The 17,774-nt window shown below is 72.3% G+C and carries 16 protein-coding genes; 9 read left to right on the plus strand and 7 right to left on the minus strand.

What is annotated here, in order from left to right:
- Positions 1 to 865: helicase-related protein (locus JKV81_RS17770; RefSeq protein WP_202076733.1), on the plus strand; the 865-nt coding region annotated here is incomplete at its 5' end.
- Positions 866 to 929: 64 nt separating this feature from the next.
- A complete protein-coding gene (locus JKV81_RS17775) occupies positions 930 to 1,238 on the plus strand; it encodes an SCO5918 family protein (RefSeq protein WP_124277799.1) in 309 nt (102 codons plus the stop codon).
- A 72-nt stretch (positions 1,239 to 1,310) separates the two neighbouring features.
- Here the strand turns inward: JKV81_RS17775 and JKV81_RS17780 are convergent, their stop codons facing one another.
- Both JKV81_RS17780 and JKV81_RS17785 read right to left on the minus strand, forming a co-directional pair.
- Complete coding sequence (locus JKV81_RS17780; RefSeq protein WP_202076735.1) at positions 1,311 to 2,387, minus strand: acyltransferase family protein; 1,077 nt, start codon at positions 2,385 to 2,387, stop codon at positions 1,311 to 1,313.
- A 38-nt stretch (positions 2,388 to 2,425) separates the two neighbouring features.
- A complete protein-coding gene (locus tag JKV81_RS17785) occupies positions 2,426 to 3,334 on the minus strand; it encodes a quinone oxidoreductase family protein (protein ID WP_202076737.1) in 909 nt (302 codons plus the stop codon).
- 200 nt (positions 3,335 to 3,534) lie between these two features.
- Between JKV81_RS17785 and JKV81_RS17790 the strand changes: the two genes are divergently transcribed.
- Positions 3,535 to 4,299: a glucose 1-dehydrogenase gene (locus JKV81_RS17790; protein ID WP_129264516.1), complete on the plus strand. Its 765-nt coding sequence runs from the start codon at positions 3,535 to 3,537 to the stop codon at positions 4,297 to 4,299.
- A gap of 4 nt (positions 4,300 to 4,303) precedes the next feature.
- Here JKV81_RS17790 and JKV81_RS17795 read toward each other — a convergent pair whose 3' ends face one another.
- Positions 4,304 to 5,215, minus strand: coding sequence for a ScbA/BarX family gamma-butyrolactone biosynthesis protein (locus tag JKV81_RS17795; RefSeq protein ID WP_202076738.1), 912 nt, complete (start codon positions 5,213 to 5,215; stop codon positions 4,304 to 4,306).
- Between the two features lie 106 nt (positions 5,216 to 5,321).
- On the opposite strand from JKV81_RS17795, the gene JKV81_RS17800 reads away from it, so the two are divergent.
- The 5 genes from JKV81_RS17800 to JKV81_RS17820 all read left to right on the plus strand — a co-directional run bounded on the left by JKV81_RS17800 (position 5,322) and on the right by JKV81_RS17820 (position 11,722).
- Positions 5,322 to 5,966: a ScbR family autoregulator-binding transcription factor gene (locus JKV81_RS17800; RefSeq protein ID WP_099173389.1), complete on the plus strand. Its 645-nt coding sequence runs from the start codon at positions 5,322 to 5,324 to the stop codon at positions 5,964 to 5,966.
- Positions 5,967 to 6,068: 102 nt separating this feature from the next.
- Positions 6,069 to 6,803 (plus strand): N-acetylmuramoyl-L-alanine amidase, encoded by a 735-nt coding sequence (locus JKV81_RS17805; RefSeq protein ID WP_202076741.1) that lies wholly within the window; start codon positions 6,069 to 6,071, stop codon positions 6,801 to 6,803.
- A 209-nt stretch (positions 6,804 to 7,012) separates the two neighbouring features.
- Positions 7,013 to 7,852, plus strand: coding sequence for a LysM peptidoglycan-binding domain-containing protein (locus JKV81_RS36710; RefSeq protein WP_202076743.1), 840 nt, complete (start codon positions 7,013 to 7,015; stop codon positions 7,850 to 7,852).
- Positions 7,853 to 8,531: 679 nt separating this feature from the next.
- A complete protein-coding gene (locus JKV81_RS17815; protein WP_202076745.1) occupies positions 8,532 to 9,293 on the plus strand; it encodes an HAD family hydrolase in 762 nt (253 codons plus the stop codon).
- Positions 9,293 to 11,722 carry a glycoside hydrolase family 65 protein gene (locus JKV81_RS17820; protein WP_202076747.1) on the plus strand — a complete coding sequence of 810 codons (2,430 nt, stop codon included), beginning with the start codon at positions 9,293 to 9,295 and terminating at the stop codon, positions 11,720 to 11,722. Before JKV81_RS17815 ends, JKV81_RS17820 begins: the two co-directional genes overlap by 1 nt.
- Here the strand turns inward: JKV81_RS17820 and JKV81_RS17825 are convergent.
- A complete protein-coding gene (locus JKV81_RS17825) occupies positions 11,717 to 12,409 on the minus strand; it encodes a class E sortase (protein WP_202076749.1) in 693 nt (230 codons plus the stop codon). The genes JKV81_RS17820 and JKV81_RS17825 overlap by 6 nt on opposite strands.
- Before the next feature lie 79 nt (positions 12,410 to 12,488).
- Complete coding sequence (locus JKV81_RS17830) at positions 12,489 to 14,153, minus strand: ABC-F family ATP-binding cassette domain-containing protein (RefSeq protein ID WP_129264509.1); 1,665 nt, start codon at positions 14,151 to 14,153, stop codon at positions 12,489 to 12,491.
- 537 nt (positions 14,154 to 14,690) lie between these two features.
- Here JKV81_RS17830 and JKV81_RS17835 point away from each other — a divergent pair.
- On the plus strand, positions 14,691 to 16,034 hold the full coding sequence (locus JKV81_RS17835; RefSeq protein WP_129264508.1) for an SGNH/GDSL hydrolase family protein: 1,344 nt from the start codon (positions 14,691 to 14,693) through the stop codon (positions 16,032 to 16,034).
- Positions 16,035 to 16,086: 52 nt separating this feature from the next.
- On the opposite strand, the gene JKV81_RS17840 is transcribed toward JKV81_RS17835, so the two are convergent.
- Both JKV81_RS17840 and JKV81_RS17845 read right to left on the minus strand, forming a co-directional pair.
- Positions 16,087 to 17,184: a winged helix DNA-binding domain-containing protein gene (locus JKV81_RS17840; protein ID WP_202076751.1), complete on the minus strand. Its 1,098-nt coding sequence runs from the start codon at positions 17,182 to 17,184 to the stop codon at positions 16,087 to 16,089.
- Positions 17,185 to 17,268: 84 nt separating this feature from the next.
- Positions 17,269 to 17,691 carry a VOC family protein gene (locus JKV81_RS17845; protein WP_202076753.1) on the minus strand — a complete coding sequence of 141 codons (423 nt, stop codon included), beginning with the start codon at positions 17,689 to 17,691 and terminating at the stop codon, positions 17,269 to 17,271.
- Positions 17,692 to 17,774: the final 83 nt, after the last annotated feature.

Genomic DNA, 17,774 nt, shown 5'->3' on the forward strand with positions numbered 1-17,774 from the left:
GGCCGACCAGATGGCCGACATGGGCTTCATGCCGCAGGTCACCGAGCTGCTCGACCAGGTCAACGCCGACGGCCAGCGGATGCTGTTCTCGGCCACCCTGGACCGCAACGTGGACCTGCTGGTCCGCCGCTACCTGCACGACCCGGTCGTCCACTCCGTGGACCCCGCGGCCGGTGCGGTGACGACGATGGAGCACCACGTGCTCTACGTCCAGGGCGCCGACAAGTACGCGACGACCACCGAGATCGCCGCCCGTGAGGGCCGGGTGATCATGTTCCTCGACACCAAGCACGCGGTGGACAAGCTCACCGACCACCTGCTGCACAGCGGTGTCCGGGCGGCCGCGCTGCACGGCGGCAAGTCGCAGCCGCAGCGCACCCGCACCCTGGACCGCTTCAAGACCGGCCATGTCACGGTGCTGGTCGCCACGAACGTCGCCGCCCGCGGCATCCACGTCGACAACCTCGACCTGGTCGTCAACGTGGACCCGCCCAGCGACCACAAGGACTACCTGCACCGCGGCGGACGTACCGCGCGCGCCGGGGAGTCCGGCAGCGTCGTCACGCTGGTGCTGCCCAACCAGCGCCGCGAGATGACCCGGCTGATGGCCGACGCGGGCATCACGCCGCAGATCGCCCAGGTCCGCTCCGGCGAGGCCGAGCTCAACCGCATCACCGGTGCCCAGGCCCCCTCGGGTGTGCCCGTCACGATCAGCTCGCCGGTGTCGGAGCGCAAGAGCGGCAGTTCCGGCCCCCGGGGCCGGCGCGGCGCGCGTCCCGGCCAGGGGCGCCGTTCCAACGCCAACACGCCCACGCCGCAGGCGCGAGCCGCTTCGGCGCAGCGCCGGGCCAACAAGGCCGCGTAGTCACCCGGCCGGGAGCCCGGCCGTCCCTGTCCGGTTTTCTCCACGACACCCTTGTTGAGGCACCATGCGCTGTGTCATCGCCCGCTTCCCCTTCGACTTCTTCAAGAACGAGGTCGAGGACCTGATGAAGGGCGTCAAGCCCGAACCCGTCACGGGTGACGCGGTGGTCGTCAACCGCCGTGTGTACCCCGTCAAGCAGGTGGGCGAGATCATCACCCGCCAGGACCGCCGGGACTTCTCCGCCGGTGAGGTGACCAGGGCGCTGTCGCGTCTCGGCTTCACCTGCCGCCCGGCGGAGGTGCCCGTCCCCGTGGCGCCGCTCACGCCGCTGGAGAACGCGTCCGCCATGCTCGGAACGCCCGGCGAGGCCTGAGCCGCCGCTCCCTCCCGCGCACCGCACCCCCGAGGCCTTCCCGGCCCGGGGGTGCGGTGCGTCCCGGGGGCCTCAGGACTTCGGCACGGGCTTCCTGGCCCAGTCGAGCCGGGGCTCCACGACGTGACGGAACACGCGCCGCACGGGCGGGCTGCAGAGGGCGGTGACCACGGCCGCGGCGACGGCGGAGACCAGGACCCGGCCCAGCGGCGTGGAGACGACGTCCACCTCGTAGAGGCCGAGCTTGACCGCGCCCTTGATGAAGAAGCCGTGCAGCAGATAGCCGTAGAGCGTGCCGGCGCCGAGCGCGGTCATCCACAGCCTGCGGTTCGGCACCCAGGCGAGGAAGCAGGCGCTGAGCACGAGCGCGCAGCCGAACAGCAGCGGCGTCACCACGGCGCCCGTCCAGGCGGGCGAGCCGAGCTGCTCCGCGCCGTAGCGGCGGAAGAACCACGAGGTCGTCGAGCGCGGCACGGCCCAGTAGGCGACCGCCAGGGCCACCAGGCAGACCGGTACGGACGCGAGGCGCACCGCCCGGCGGCGTACGAGGTCGAAGTGCTCGGGACGCAGGCACAGCCCCAGGACGTAGTACGGGAGGAACTGCAGGATCCGCTGGAACTGCAGGTCCTCGCCGACGTTGCTGGTCACCGCGCCCATGGCGGCGATGACCAGGGCCAGTGCCATGGGCCACCGGACCCGTAGCCAGAAGGGTGTGGTGAGCCGCCAGAGGAACAGCGCGGGCAGGAACCAGAGCAGCCAGTACGGCGTGAGCGGGCTCAGGGGGAACTCCGGGGACCCGGTCAGGCGCTCGAAGAGGGTATAGGCGACCTCGAAGACGGCGTAGGGCACGGCGAGGCTCGTGACGAGCCTCCACACCCGGTCGGAGCTCAGCTCCAGGCCGCGCGAGAAGTATCCGGCGATGATGATGAAGACCGGCATGTGGAAGGTGTAGACGAAGGTGTAGAGCGTCTCCACCAGCCGCCCGCTGCCGGGGAGGGGCTCCCAGGAGTGCCCCATCGCGACGAGGACGATGGCCAGGTACTTCGCGTTGTCGAAGAACGGGTCGCGGCCGGGGCGGGACCGCGCTGCGGCCGGTTCTCCGGCGTCGGCGCCTGCCGGTCCCGGGGTGCGTGAGGTCAGGGAGGGCATCGGGCCACCCTAGAGCCTCCCGCCCGGGCCGGGCGGGTTCAGGGCGTCAGGATCAGCTTTCCCGTGGTCCGGCGCGCGAGCAGGTCCTCATGGGCGCGCCGGGCGTCGGCGAGCGGGTAGCTGCCGCCGGTCACGGGCCTGAGGCGGCCCTCGCCGACGAGGGCGAAGAGCTCCTTGAGGGGGCCGCTGACGCCACCCGGGGCCGCGAGGGCGGGGCGCAGCCAGAATCCGACGACGGAGGCGTTCAGGCGGCCGAGACGGGCCGGGTCGACCGGGGTGAAGCCGCCGCGGGCGGCGTTGCCGTAGGTCACCAGCCGGCCGAAGGACGCCAGGGAGCCCAGGGCCCGGTCGAAGAGGTCCCCGCCCACGGCGTCCAGGACGACGTCCGCCTTCTCGGCGAGGGGGTAGGCGGCCACCGCGTCGGCGCCGAGGTCCAGGGCGAGGCGCTCCTTCTCCGGGGTGGAGGCCTGGGCGAGCACCTGGCCCGCGCCGAACTCCCGGGCCAGCTGGACGGCCAGGCTGCCGACGCCACCCGCCGCGGAGTGCACGACGACGGTCTCCCCCTCGCGCAGCCGGGCCGCCGACCGCAGCAGATGCCAGGCGGTCAGGCCCTGCATCATGAGGGCGAGGGCCTGTGCGGCGCCGAGGTCCTCGGGGATCTCCAGGACGGCGGACTCCTTGGCGGTCACCTGCTCCGCGTACCCGTGGGAGACCCGGGCCAGCACCCGCCGGCCGTCCGGGGTGCGGCCCACGACCTCGCTGCCCGGGACGTACGGCAGGGCGTCGGCCCCGAGGTAGGAGCCGTCCACCTGATGGGTGTCCGCGAAGTTGACCCCCGCGGCCTCGACGGTGAGGAGCACCTCTCCGGGGCCGGGCACGGGGGCGGCCAGTTCCACGGGGCGGAGGACGTCGGGGCCACCGAAGCGGTCGAACTGGATCGCGAGCATGCCGCAGGGTATCGCGGGGCCGTCCGGAGGGGCCGGGGCCCGGTGACCGGCCGTCGGAATCCGGTGAGCGGGGAGGCGAAAACAGGACAATCGGTCGGTTATGGTCGTGAGGCCGGTCCGGGGCCCGGGGGGTGGGCCGGCCGGTGCTCCGGGCGTATCGGCCGTGGTCGTGGAGCGGTGCGCCTGCCAGACTGCGGGCCATGAGCGATCTTCTTCACGACAGAGTCGTCCTGATCACCGGGGCGAGCAGCGGTATCGGCGCGGCGGCGGCACGGGTGTTCTCCGAGGAGGGCGCGACGGTCGTCCTGGCCGCGCGCCGGGAGGACCGACTGGCCTCGCTGACGGCCGAATTGAAGGACAAGGGAGCCCAAGCCTCCTACGTCGTCTGCGATGTCACGGTGGCCGAGGACGCCGCCCGTGCCGTCGACTTCACGGTCGACACCTACGGGCGCCTGGACTCGGCCTTCAACAACGCGGGCCTCGGCGGTGACCGAACTCCCCTGCACCTCATGGGAGATGACGTCTACGACGCGGTCATGGACACCAACGTGCGGGGCGTCTGGAACTGCCTCCGCCACGAGATCGCGGCCATGCTGCCCAATTCCGGGGGCAGTTCCATTGTGAACAACAGCAGCGTGGGCGGGCTGGTGGCCATACCGGCGGCCGCGCCCTACATCGCGGCCAAGCACGCCGTCGTCGGTCTCACCAGGGCCGCCGCGGACGAGTACGCCCAACAGGGCATCAGGGTCAACGCGGTGGCGCCCGGTACCACCCGCAGCGAGATCACGGCCGACTGGTTCGGCCGTAACCCCGGGCTGGAGGAGATGGTCAACAGCCGTACGCCACAAGGGCGTACGGCTGAGCCCGAGGAGATAGCCAACGCGGTGGCCTGGCTGCTCAGCGACCGCTGCCCCTTCCTCACGGGCACCGTGCTCCCGGTGGACGGTGGCTTCATCAACCAGTGAGGCGTCAGCCGCAGGGCCCGCTCAGCCGGCCCCGGTAGACCGTCTCCCCGTCCTGCGCCGCGGTCACCAGGACGGAGGTCTCCCCGGGGCCGGCGGGCAGGATCTCCGCCTCGATCCAGCAGGGGCGGTCGAACTCGGCGTACCGCAGGAACTCACTGGTGACGGTGGTCGCTTCGAAGGGCGCGGGATACAGGGAGGCGTTCGCGGCCTGGTGGGCGGCCTCCATCAGGACGAGCCCCGGGACGTGGTCGACGGGGTGGTCGTAGAGCACCACGTTGTCCACGTCGTTGCGCAACTGCCAGTGCCGGGGCCGGTCTCCGGCCGAAAGGATCACGTCGTGCGGAGTGTGCCGCCCTACGGTCCGGGGGTCGACCGGGGCAGGCAGTGGCCAGGCGTTCCAGTCGACGGCGAGGTGTTCACCGCGGAGCCGGCGGTAGGCGCGCGGAGAAATCCAGCCGAACTCGGAATCCGCACGGGCGACCAAGCTGCCACCCTGGAGCACGCGGACGTCCATCCCGAGCGAACTGACCGTCCGTCCGCGCTTCTTGGGCTCGGCGACGGAGACCTCCACGTCGAGGCCGCAGGGGCCGTCGGCGGGGACGCGGAAGCCCGGGGCGACGGTGAAGTCGAAGTAGTGGAGCAGGGTTTGATCGGTCAGGGGAACGCCGTACGCTGCGTGCGCGATGACCAGTCCGCTCTGCCTGATGGTCTGGGTGAGCACCCGGGGGTCGTAAGGGAGCCCTTCCGCGGGTGCGGGCCATCGCGCGGACAGCGAGAACTCGCCATCTTCCCTGCTGTGCCAGGTGGTGAGGAAGACCATCTCGGTACGCCCGAGGTGGACGTACTCCTTGGGGACGCCGTTCCGGCCCTCCGCCGCGGAGTGCGGTGGTCTCGGAACAACGGGTATGTCGGGCACGGCCCTCCCGGAGAATGGAACAAAATGGGCATTACGGCGCTGATATGATACCGGTTCACCGGTACTTTTTGAAGAAGCGTCAGGCCACGTTCAAGGGGAGCGCGAGTTGGCACGACAGCAACGGGCGATCCGCACGCGCAGAATCTTCCTGGAAGCCGCCGCCGAGGTCTTCGACGAGCACGGTTACGACGCCGCCACGATCGCCGCGATCCTCGACCGGGCCGGTCTCACGCGGGGTGCGCTCTACTTCCACTTCACGTCGAAGGAGGAGCTGGCCCGCGGTGTCCTCCAGGAGGCGGTGACCGCGGACGGGGTCACCCCGCAGACCTTCAAGCTGCAGGAATGGGTGGACATAGCACTCCTGCTCGCCTACCGGCTGCCCAGGGAACCCCTGCTCAGTGCCTCGATCCGGCTGTCCGTCGACCCACGGGCGCGCGGGCTGTTCGGCACCCGCTGGCCCGACTGGATCGCCCTCGGCACGGAGATACTCACCGAGGCCAGGGAGCGGGGCGAGCTCCTTCCGCATGTGGACCCGGAGGCCACCTCGCGGCTCTTCGTCGGGGCGTGGACCGGGGTCCAGCTGGTGACCGAGTCCATGGCGGAGCCGCCGGACCTGGTCGCCGAGATCTCCGCCCTCTTCGAGCTCATCCTCCCGAACAACGCGGTCCCGGGCGTCCTCGCCCGGCTCGACACCTCCCCGCACCGCGCGGCGCGCATCATCGAGCAGCAGCAGGCGGTCGCCGTCTCCTGACCGTCCGGGCGGTGTCACGGGCGAGCCCCGGGCCCCCGCCCCATGTCACCCGATCGGGTGTGGGCGCCTGCGAAGTGGCTGGTCAGCCCGCATGGTGGCCCTATGTGGCTTCGCCGAACCGCCGTGTGCGCCATGGTCGTGCCGCTGGCGTTCCTGGTACTCCGGGACGCGCCGGTACGGCTTGCCGCGCCCGAGCAGGCCACCGCGAAGCCGGCGGCGCAGCCCGCGGCCCCGCGTCCCGCGATCGTCAGCCGGGCGGAGTGGCACGCGGACGAGAGCCTGGTCAAGGAGGACGCGGTGTACACGGGGACGGTGCGGGCCGTCTTCGTCCATCACACGGGTCACACCAACAACTACGACTGCGCCGACGCCCCCGAGATGCTCCGGGCGATGGAGGAGGCGCACGTACGCGGTGAGGGCTGGGACGACATCGGCTACAACTTCGTGGTCGACCGCTGCGGGACCATATACGAGGGCAGGGCGGGCGGCGTCGGGCGCACCGTGCGCGGGGCCCACACCACCGGGTTCAACGCGCACAGCGTGGGGATAGCGGCCCTCGGCTCCTTCGATCCCGGTGTCACCGTGCCGAAGGCGCTCATCGAGGGGATCGCGAAGGTCGGCGCGTGGAAGCTGGACCGCTCCATCGACCCCCGCGGCATCGTGCGGATGGTGTCGACGAACGACGACAGCCTGTACCGGCGCGGTGAGGTGGTCTACCTCCACGCCGTGGCCGGGCACCGCGACACCTTCTCGACGTACTGCCCCGGTGAGGCGCTCTACGCCCAACTGCCCGCTATCCGGGCGGAGATGGCGCGGCTGCGGGACCGGAAGAAGTAGCGCGGGAGCCGTACGGCGCGACGTCCCGCCCCGCACCTGGCGGTGCCGGCGGCGGCTGCGCGCGGTCACGCGGCGCGGCGAACCGGCGGGCCCTCCACCCGGGTGATTGTTCGGGAGTCGGCCGCGTCGAAGCCCATTGAAAAGATGATCGGCGGCTTATCTGTTCGTGCCCTTGCACACCTTCTGGAGCACAGCGGAGGAATACCGTCATGCCGGCATCACCCCTCGCAAAGCGGCCCGTCGAATCGGTGCTCGCCCTTCTGCTCGTCCTCCTGAGCGTGCTCGGCCTCGCCGGCCGCAGCGTTGCGGACGCCCCCGCCCAGGCCCCGGCCCGGACGCCCGCCCAGGCCGTACCTGCCCAGGCCGTCCCCGCCCGGGCCGTCATCGCGCCGACGGTCGTCGCGCCGACCGTCACGGCCGGCACCGACTGGGACCGCATCGCCGAGTGCGAGAGCAACGGCCGCTGGGGCATCAACACCGGCAACGGCTACCACGGTGGCCTCCAGTTCTCCCCCTCCACCTGGCGGGCCTACGGCGGCGGGCAGTACGCGCCCCGCGCCGACCTCGCCTCCAAGTCCGAGCAGATCGCCGTCGCCGAGCGTGTCCGGCGCTCGCAGGGACTGGGTGCCTGGCCCACCTGCGGCCGGCTCGGCGCCAACGGCACATCGAGCTCCTCGTCCTCCGGTGGCAGCGGCAGCAGTGGCAGCGTCGGCGGGAGTGACACGGCGCAGGCAGCCCCCGAGCGGCAGTCGACCGGCAGTTCGAACAGCGGCTCGTCCGGCAACACGTCGTCCGGCAGCTCGGCCGGCAGTTCGCACCACGGCGACGACAGCACCGCGGGCAGCGACAGCGGCACCACGCACCACTACTCCGAGGACCTCGTCGACGCCGACACGTACGTCGTCGAGCCGGGCGACTGCCTCTCCGTGATCGCCGAGCGAGCGGATGTGGACGGTGGCTGGCCCGCGCTGTACGAGCTGAACCGCGAGATCCTGGACCAGGGACCGCACCTGATCTTCCCCGGACAGCACCTCCGCCTGAACGCCTGAACGTCTGAACGCCTGAACGCTGAAACGCTGAACGTCTGAACGCCCGGACTTCTGAGCCATGACGGCCACGGCAGAGACGGAGACGAGAGCCATGAAGGCCACGGCGATTCACCGGTCGAGCGCGGACAACCCGCGGATCCGGAGCATGATGATCGTGACACCGAGGACCCCTGGCGCCGTACGTCCCCCGCTCCCGCGGACCGGACCGCATCCGGCTCCCGCCCCGACCCAGGCTCCGACCCGGACCCCGGCCCCCGCTCCGCTCAGTGACCGACGGAGTGCCTGCCCCGGACGGAATGCCTTCCCCGGTCCGACCCGGAGGTGGCCCCGGACATCCCCTCGTGACGGTGGCACTCAGGGTTGTCGCACGGCCCAGGTCCCCAGTGCGGGACGAAGATGCCGAGAGTTTTGTGCCGCGCCAGTACGGTCGCGACGGGCTGCTTGCAGGCCGGACACACGTACTCCGCCTGCCTGTCGGTCTGACGCTCGGTTCTGGCCATGTTTTTACGGTAGCCCCGAACGAGACATTTAGAAACTTTTCCGACTTTTTGCCAGTGCTTTCCTCGAAGGTTGCCCAGAGCTCGCGCCGGAGAACCGGCCTGCGGGCGCCACGAGGAGCGGCCCGGTCCGGAACCTGGTGCCATGGAACGGGGGCGCCTCGACGAAGGGACCACCGGTCATGGCACGTGCACCGTCACCGGCCGCAGTCCTGCTCTCCCTTCACGCCGTCGTCTTCGACACGGACGGTGTGATCACCGACTCCGCCCCGGCACACGCCGCGGCCTGGAAGGAGGCGTTCGACGCCTGCCTGGCCTCCCACGGAGACCGGCGCCCCTTCGACGAGGAGGCCGAATACCGGCGCTACGTCGACGGCAAGGCGCGTATGGACGGTGCGGCAGCCTTCCTGGCGTCCAGGGGACTCGATCTTCCCGAGGGCAGCCCCGACGACCCTCCCGGCACCGGAACGGTGTGGGCCGTCGCCGCGCGGAAGGACGAGGCCTTCACCCGGACCCTGCGCACCGAGCCGATCGCGGTCTGGCCCGGCACGGTCCGACTCCTGCACGTGCTGCACGAAGCCCGCGTGCCCATCGCCGCCGCGTCCGCGTCCCGGCACGCGACCGAACTGCTGGCAGGGGCAGGGCTCCTGGAGCTGTTCACGGCCGTGGTCGACGGCAACGAGGCGCGCCGCCTGGAGCTGCCGGGCAAGCCCGACCCCGCCCTGTTCATAGAGGCGGCACGGCGCCTGGGCGTCCCGGCCGGGGACTCCGCCGTCGTGGAGGACGCGCTGGCCGGCGTGGAGGCGGGCCGGCGGGGCGGCTTCGGACTCGTCGTCGGGGTGGACCGGACGGACAGCCCCGAGGGCGCCGCCGATCTGCGCCGCCACGGGGCCGACCTGGTGGTGGCCGATCCGGGCGACCTGCTGATCACCGGGGAGGACTGATGGCGCGCGGCTGGGTCTGGGCGTACGAGGGGTACGACCCGGAGAAGGAGCGCCTGCGCGAGGCGCTGTGCACCCTGGGCAACGGCTACTTCGCGACTCGGGGAGCCGCGCCCGAGACACCCGCCGCCGAGAAGCACTACCCGGGCACCTATGTGGCGGGCTGCTACAACCGGCTGACGTCCTCCGTCCAGGGGCGCCAGGTCGAGAACGAGGACGTGGTCAACCTCCCCAACTGGCTGCCGCTGCGCTACCGCATCCGCCCCGCAGGCTCCCGCACGGGCCCCTGGCTCACCCCCGACCACGCCTACCTCGTGGACCACCGGCAGTGGCTCGATCTGCGCGGCGGGATCCTCAACCGCCGCTCGGTGTACGAGGACAGGGCCGGCCGTCGGCTGACGGTGGAGCAGGAGCGGCTGGTTCACATGGGCGACCCCCATCTCGCCGCCCTGCACACGGTGTTCACCGCGGAGGGCTGGTCGGGCGAGCTGGAGGTGGAGTCCGGGATCGACGGGGACATCCGTAACAACGGGGTCGCGCGCTACCGGGAACTGGCCGACCGCCATCTCACCGGCTGGGAGACCGGCACCGAACCCGGGTCCATGGTGTGGCTGCGCTGCCGCACGGTGGAGTCGGACATCGGGATCGCCCTGGCCGCCCGCACGGTGGCCTCCTGCGGCCCGGAGCGCAACGGCGACCACCGGGCGGAACCCGAGCAGCAGCCCCGCGCGGTCCACCAGACGCTGCGGCTCCCGATCGCCCCGAAGTCCGGTGCCGTCGTCGACAAGACGGTGGCCCTCTACACCTCCCGGGACCCGGCCATCGGCAGTCCGCTACGGGCCGCCGTGTCCGCGGTGGGTGAGGCACCGGCGTACGTCCGGGTGCGGGCCTCGCACCGCAGGGCCTGGGCCGACCTGTGGCAGCAGGTGAAGATCGAGGTGCCCGGTGAGCCCGGGCACATCCTGCGGCTGCACCTCTTCCATGTGCTCCAGACCCTCTCCCCGCACACGGCGGAACTCGATGTCGGGGTGCCGGCGCGAGGGCTGCACGGGGAGGCGTACCGGGGGCATGTCTTCTGGGACGAGCTGTTCGTGCTGCCCTTCCTGAACCTGCATCTCCCGGAGGTCTCACGGGGGTTGCTCGACTACCGCCACCGAAGGCTCCCCGCGGCCTGCGCCGCCGCGCGTGCGGTGGGCAGGGAGGGGGCGATGTATCCGTGGCAGAGCGCGGCCGAGGGGCGTGAGGAGACCCAGGAGCTCCACCTCAACCCCCGCTCGGGGCGCTGGCTGCCCGACCGGTCACGGCTGCAGCACCACGTCGGCTCGGCGGTGGCGTACAACGTGTGGCAGTACTGCCAGGCCACCGGCGACACGGAGTACCTCTACTCCAAGGGCGCCGAGATGCTGATGCAGATCGCCCGCTTCTGGGCGGACAGTGCGCAGTGGGACGCCTCCGTCGGGCGCTACCGGATCCGGGGGGTCGTCGGGCCCGACGAGTACCACGACGCCTACCCGGACTCCGAGGCCGCGGGGCTCGACGACAACACGTACACGAACGTGACGGCGGCCTGGGTGCTGGCCCGCGCGGGCGAGCTCTGCCGCACCCTGCCGCCGAGCCGGTGCGCGCAGCTCCTGGAGATGATCCGGCTCGACCCGGCGGAGCTGGAGCACTGGGACGACGTCTCCCGTCGGCTGTACGTCCCCCACCACCGGGGTGTCATCAGCCAGTTCGCCGGTTACGGCGACCTGGAGGAGCTGGACTGGGACGGCTACCGGCAGCGGTACGGGGACATCCGGCGGCTCGACCGGATCCTGGAGGCGGAGGGCGACACCGCCAACCGCTACCAGGCGTCCAAGCAGGCCGACGTCCTCATGCTGGGCTACCTCTTCTCACCCAAGGAACTCGCCGCGCTGTTCCGGCGGCTGGGCCACGCGCTCGACGACGACGCCTGGCGGGACACCGTCGACTACTACGTGGGCCGTACGAGCCACGGCTCCACGCTCAGCTCCCTCGTCCACGCCTGGGTGCTGGCGCGCGTCCACCGCGACGACGCCTGGGCGTACTGCGAGGAGGCGCTGATCGGCGATGTGGCCGACATCCAGGGCGGTACGACGGAGGAGGGCATCCACCTCGGCGCGATGGCCGGCACCCTCGACTTCGTCCAGCGCGGCATGACGGGCCTGGACACCCGCGACGACGCCCTGTGGCTCGCCCCGGCCACGCTGCCCCAGCTCTCGAAGTTCCGCATGCGGCTCCGCTTCCGCCGCCACTGGGACGTCGACCTGCGCCTGCGCGCCGAGCGCCTCCGGATCGCCGTACCGGACTCGGAGCGTCCGGGGGTACGGGTCAGGCTGGACGGCAGCGCGTACGTCATCGAGCCCGGGGAGGCGCGGTGGCTGGAGCTGCCCGACGACATGCCCGGCGGTTCATGACGGCCTGGAGGACACCAGGACGCCGATCTTGTCGATGCGGTGCTCCGGGTTGTGGTGGGCGTCGCGCCAGAAGTTGCCGGCCGCGTCGTCCTCCGGGGTTGCACAGGTGGAGAGGGTGATCATCGCCCGGGACGGTTCCTCGCCCGGCTTCCCCGGCACCTCGGCCCGCTGTTCGGCGAGCGAGCGCTCGGACCTGAAGGACGTCTGCCGGGTCTCCGTGATCCGGTACTCGTACACCGTGCCGCCCTCGGTGATCAGGACTTTGTCGCCCTTGTCGAGCGACGGCAGGTCCCGGAACGGGCCGCCGGCCGCGATCCGGTGGGCCGTCACCAGGTAGTTCCCCTTCTCGCCCGGCCCGACGCCGCCGTCCTCGCCGTACGGGCTGGCCGCGATACCGCGGTCCTGGATGCGGGTGCCGGGTCCGTCGTCCGTCGTGCCCTCGTACGGGACCACACGCAGGTCCGTCATGCCGATCGCCGGGACGGTGAGCTCGGCGGTCGCCGTGCGCGGATCTGTCCGGTCGGCCGGCAGGCCGGCGGGCGGCGCCGGAGCGGCCGCCGCGACGGCCGGGGGAGGGCCGGTGGCTGTCGGAGTCCCGGCGGCGGCCGTGCCTCCGGCGGCCAGCAGGACGACGGCCGCGCCCGCGAGGGCCCGGGGAACGCGTCGGAATCCATGGGGACGGTTCATGACGGTGTCCGGATCGGTGGCCGGTGGTGCCTGGGGCGGGCCCGGGAGCGCGGCCCGCACCCTTCCAGTACACCACCGGTCACCCGATCGCGTCGGGTGCGCCGATCAGCTCGCGCACCTCGTCGGCGCCCAGCTCCGTGAGCTCCTCGCCCACGAGCAGCCAGCGGGTGATGCCGGCCGACTCCAGGAACGCCAGGTCATGGCCCGCGATGATCAGGGCGCCCTCGTAGGACTCCAGGGCGCTCGTCAGCTGGCGCACGCTCGCCAGGTCCAGGTTGTTGGTCGGCTCGTCGAGCAGCAGGAGCTGCGGGGCCGGGGTGGCCAGCATCGTCGCCGCGAGGGCGGCCCGGAAGCGTTCACCGCCGGAAAGCGTCCCCGCGAGCTGCTCGGCGCGCGCCCCCTTGAACAGGAACCGGGCGAGCTGGGAGCGGATCTCGTTGTCGGTGGTCCCCGGTGCCGCGCGGGCCACGTTCGCGGCGACGCTCAGCCCGTCGTCCAGGACGTCGAGCCGCTGCGGCAGGAAGCGCAGCGGCACATGCGTCCGCGCCTCGCCGGCCTCCGGCGCCAGCTCCCCGGTGAGGGTGCGCAGCAACGTCGTCTTGCCCGCCCCGTTACGCCCGATCAGCGCGATGCGTTCGGGCCCCTGGACGTGGAGTCCGCCGTCGCGCAGGGCGCCGAAGCGGGGGCGGAGCCCGTGCGCGCTCAGGACCGTACGGCCGGCGGGGACGGCGGTGTGGGGGAGCCGTACCCGGATCTCGGCGTCGTCCCGGATGGCCTCCGACGCCGTGTCGAGCCGCTCCCGCGCCTCCTGGAGCCGGTCCTCGTGCAGCCCGCGGAGCTTGCCCGCCGCCTCCTGGGAGGACCTCTTGTGCTCGCCCGCGACGATCCTCGGCGCACGCCGCTGCGCGTCCATCTTCTTGTTGTGCCGCTGGCGGCGGGCCACCTTGATCTGGGCCTCCTCCAGCTCGCGCTTCTGCCGGCGTACGTCGGACTCGGCGGCCCGCACCATGCGGCCCGCCGCCTCCTGCTGGGTGGCCAGCGCCTCCTCGTACGCGGACCAGCCCCCGCCGTACCAACTCACCGCACCCGCGCGCAGATCCGCGATGCGGTCCACCCGTTCCAGCAGGTCACGGTCGTGGCTGACGACCACGAGCACCCCGGAGCGCCAGGACTCGACGGCGTCGTACAGCCGGCGGCGTGCGAACACGTCGAGATTGTTGGTCGGCTCGTCGAGCAGCAGGACGTCGGGGCGCTCCAGCAGGAGGGCGGCCAGCCGCAGCAGCACGGTCTCGCCGCCGGACAGCTGCCCCACGGTGCGGTCGAGGCCGACCTCGCCGAGGCCGAGCGAACCCAGGGTCGCCAGGGCGCGCTCCTCGACGTCCCAGTCGTCGCCGACGGTCTCGAAGTGCTCGTCGGCGACGTCGCCCGCCTCGATCGCGCGCAGCGCCGTACGCCGCGCGGTGATGCCGAGGGCGTCCTCGACGCGGAGACCGGTGTCCAGGGTGAGGTTCTGCGGGAGGTAGGCGAGATGCCCGCCGAAGGTCACCGAGCCGGCGGAGGGCTTCAGCCGGCCGGCCAGCAGCCGCAGCAGGGTCGACTTGCCGGAGCCGTTGGTCCCGACGAGCCCGGTGCGGCCCCGGCCGACGCTGAGGGAGAGCCCGTCGAAGACCTCCGTGCCGTCCGGCCACCGGAAGGACAGGGACGAGCAGCTCAGGGAAGCGGCGGGAGCGGTGGGATGAGACATGTGATCCTCGCGGTCGAAAGCGTGTGAACAGGGGCTTCGTGTGCGAGCACCACGCGGCGACCGGCCGGGGAGGAAGGGGTGTGGTCCGTCCGACGTACGGAGGACGGCTCATGCACCGAGGTCGCATCCACGCGGTGGGTCACGGGGCGGCAGGAAGGCCGACAGGGCGTGACGAGCTACGGCAGGGGCCGTACCGCGCGATGATCGCGGACCTCAGATGCGCAACGTCCACCTCTATCGGAGACAACAGGACTCAAAAACTGTACACCGTGGCCTCCCGCCGTGTCCCGGATCGTGTCCCGGGACGGACGGCCGCAGGGGGCGGCCATCCGGTGCGACGGAATCGGCCGTGCGATGCCTCCGAGACACCATCTGACCTGTGTGTACGCGGAGTTGTGCAGGTGGGACGCCCTCTTGACGCGGGCCTGCGGGCCTCCTTACCGTCTGCTCGCCCGATCGTGGTTCCGTACGAAACTTTCGGGTCCTGCGGCGGGTGACGCCCCTGCCGCTGCCGTCCGGACCAGGAGACACCGACGTATGAGACCGCACTCCGCACGATCCACGGGCCGCGCCCGTTCCGCCGGCCCCGGCCGTCCCGTCGGCCGGCTGGTGGCGTTACTCACCGGGGCCCTGCTCCTGGCGACGGCGGCTGCTCCGGCCACCTCCGCCGAGCCCGTGTCCCGGAGCACCGCGCCCGCGTCCTGGACCGGGACGTGGGCCACCACACCCACGGCGGCTCCGGCCTCGGACACCACGGAGTTCGCGAACGAGACGATCCGGCAGACCGTCCGCACCAGCATCGGCGGTGACCGGGTCCGTATCCGGCTGTCCAACGAATTCGGCAGCGGTCCCCTCGTCGTCGGCGAGGCCCGGGTCGCGCGTCCGGCGGCCGGCGGGCCCGCCGGCCGCATCGATCCGCGTACCGACCGGCCGCTCACCTTCGGCGGCCGTACCTCCGTGACCGTCCCGGCCGGGGCGCCGCTCCTCAGCGATCCGGTCTCCCTGAGGGTGCCCGCCGGGACCGACCTCGTGGTGAGCATCCACCTGCCCGGCCCCACCCCGGGCTCGACGCTCCACGCGTTCGCCCAGCGGCACAACTACGTGGCCGCGGGGAACGTCACCGGCCGTACCGACATCGAGCCCACCGCGACCGTCGACCGCTGGTACTTCCTGACCGGCGTGAGCGTGAGCACCGGCCGGGCCTCCTCGGCCGTCGTCACGCTCGGCGACTCGATCACCGACGGCGCGGAGACGGAGGTCGGCGCCGACCACCGGTGGCCCGACTTCCTCGCCCGACGGCTGCGTGCCTCGGCCGGGCCGGACACCGTCGGCGTACTCAACGAGGGCGTCAGCGGCAACCGCCTCCTGCACGACCCCAACCCGCCCGCCGGGTCCGACGCGGAGGACTTCGCCGCGTACTTCGGGCAGAGCGCCCTGCGCCGCTTCGACCGGGACGTCGCCTCCCAGCCCGGCGCCCGCCATCTGATCGTGCTCCTCGGCGTGAACGACCTCGGCCACCCCGGCACCGTCGCCCCCGAGTCGGAACGGGTCACCGCAGCCGACCTCATCGAGGCCCACCGCCAGATCATCGCCCGCGCCCACGACCGGGGCCTGAAGGCGTACGGCGGCACGGTCCTGCCCTTCAAGGGCGACACCCTGGGCTTCTACAGCCCGGAGAACGAGGCCGCCCGCCAGGCCCTCAACCACTGGATCCGCACCGGCGGGGAGTACGACGCGGTGATCGACTTCGACAGGGCGCTGCGCGACCCGGCCGACCCGCAGCGCCTCCTCGCGCGCTACGACAGCGGCGACCACCTCCACCCCGACGACGCCGGGGCGGAGGCGATGGCGCGGGCGGTTCCTCTCCGTCTGCTGCGCTGAGGAACCGTCCGAGCCCTTCGGCGGATGCGGAGTCCGTGTCCGTGGGTGCCGGTCACGGTGCCGTGAAGCCGATGGTGTCGATGCCCTGGTCCAGGAAGGCGGCCAGGGCATGGGCCTCCTCCTCGACGGCTTCCCGCTCCTGGGGGGAGAGGGGCCGCAGGGGCGTGATGCCGAGCCGCCGGTCGCGCGTGGTCCAGGTGGCGGCGACGCGGCCGTCGACGAGCACGGCGCGCAGCCCCGCGACGGACAGCCCGAGGTCGGCGTCGTCGATGATGCGGCTGCGGTCGCGGTAGCCGAGGATCGCGTTGTCGAAGGCCGGGAGGAAGCGGACGGGGGCCGGGGTGTCCGGGGACGGGCGGGGTGCGTCGGGCAGGTCGAGGAGCACCCGGCCGCGTTCGTCGCGGAAGGTGACCAGCTCGTCCCGGACGGCTTTCACCGCCGCGGGGAGGCCGGCCAGACCGCTCCAGGAGCGGAGGTCCGCGGTGGAGGCGGGCCCGTAGGCCGCGAGATAGCGGCGCACCAGCTGCTGTCCCACGGGGTCGTCGTCGGCGGCGCCCTCCGGCAGCGGAGCGAGGTCCCGTCCGGTCCAGGCGTCCAGGGGCAGGTTGCGTACGCCTGCCGTCGTCCGCCACAGACCGCGCGGGGGCAGCTGGGCCATCGGGACGAGCGCGGCGACGAGGAGCTCGCCCAAGGCGCGGCGCGGCGGGCCGGGCCAGCGGTCCTGGAGTGCCTGGACGAGCTCGGCCATGGTGCGGGGCCGGCCGTCGGCCATCACCGCCCGGCCGGCCGCGGCGAGCTCGTCGGGGTCGATCCCGGCGAGCTCGCTCCGGTAGGTGGCCAGCACCCGCCCGCGCAGCATGGCGTCGTGGCGGGCCCGCCAGGCGAGTGCGTCGTCGGCGGTGACCAGGTGGACGGTGCGGCGCATCAGATGCGTGCGTACGACGTGCCGGTCCGTCAGGGCCCGGTCGAGCAGGCCGGGGGTGAAGCCGCGCTGCCGCGACCACAGGCCGGTGAAGGGTTCCTGCGGTTCCTGGGCCTGGAGGCCCGCCAGATGCGCCACCACCTCCTGGACCGGTGCGGTCGTGCGCTCCAGCAGGTGCTGCCGGGCGAGGGTGGCGCGGTTGAGAGCGCGTGCGCTGAGGACGGTCATGGGAGCCGGCCCTCCTTTCTGCCGCACACCATGCTGTCCGGCTACCTTGCGGTTCGTCGCCGACCGGGCCGGTCGGGGAGAGGTTCAGCCGTTGTACGGGGCCGCCACGTCCAGCACCCAGGTCACGCCGAAGCGGTCGGTGAGCATGCCGTACAGCGGTGCCCACGGCGACGGGCCCAGGGGCTGCACGACCGTCGAGCCCACCGCCAGCTTCTGCCAGAGGGCGCTGATCTCGTCCGCACCGTCCCCGCGTACGGAGACGAAGAACGGGCTGCGGCCCTGGTCCCAGGGCAGGTGGGAGGGCACGTCGTACGCCATGACGTGGAAGCCGTTGTCGCCCCGCACCTCACCCCACATCACCCAGTCCGCCTCGCCCTCGTTCCGTACGTCCCCCGTGTCCTTGTACGTGACGGCGGTGACGCGGCCGCCGAAGACGGACCGGTAGTGGTCCAGAGCGGGCCGGGCGTCCCCGCGGAAGTTCAGGTGGGTGGTGGTCGTGACGGACATGGCGTGCTCCTTGTGCGTATGTGGGTGACTGCGCGCGTTCGTGCTGCGTGTTTTTGCGTGGCGGGTTCTCTCCGCTGATCTCG

It is taken from the genome of Streptomyces silvae (genome assembly GCF_016745505.1).
In the GTDB taxonomy this organism is placed as follows: domain Bacteria; phylum Actinomycetota; class Actinomycetes; order Streptomycetales; family Streptomycetaceae; genus Streptomyces; species Streptomyces silvae.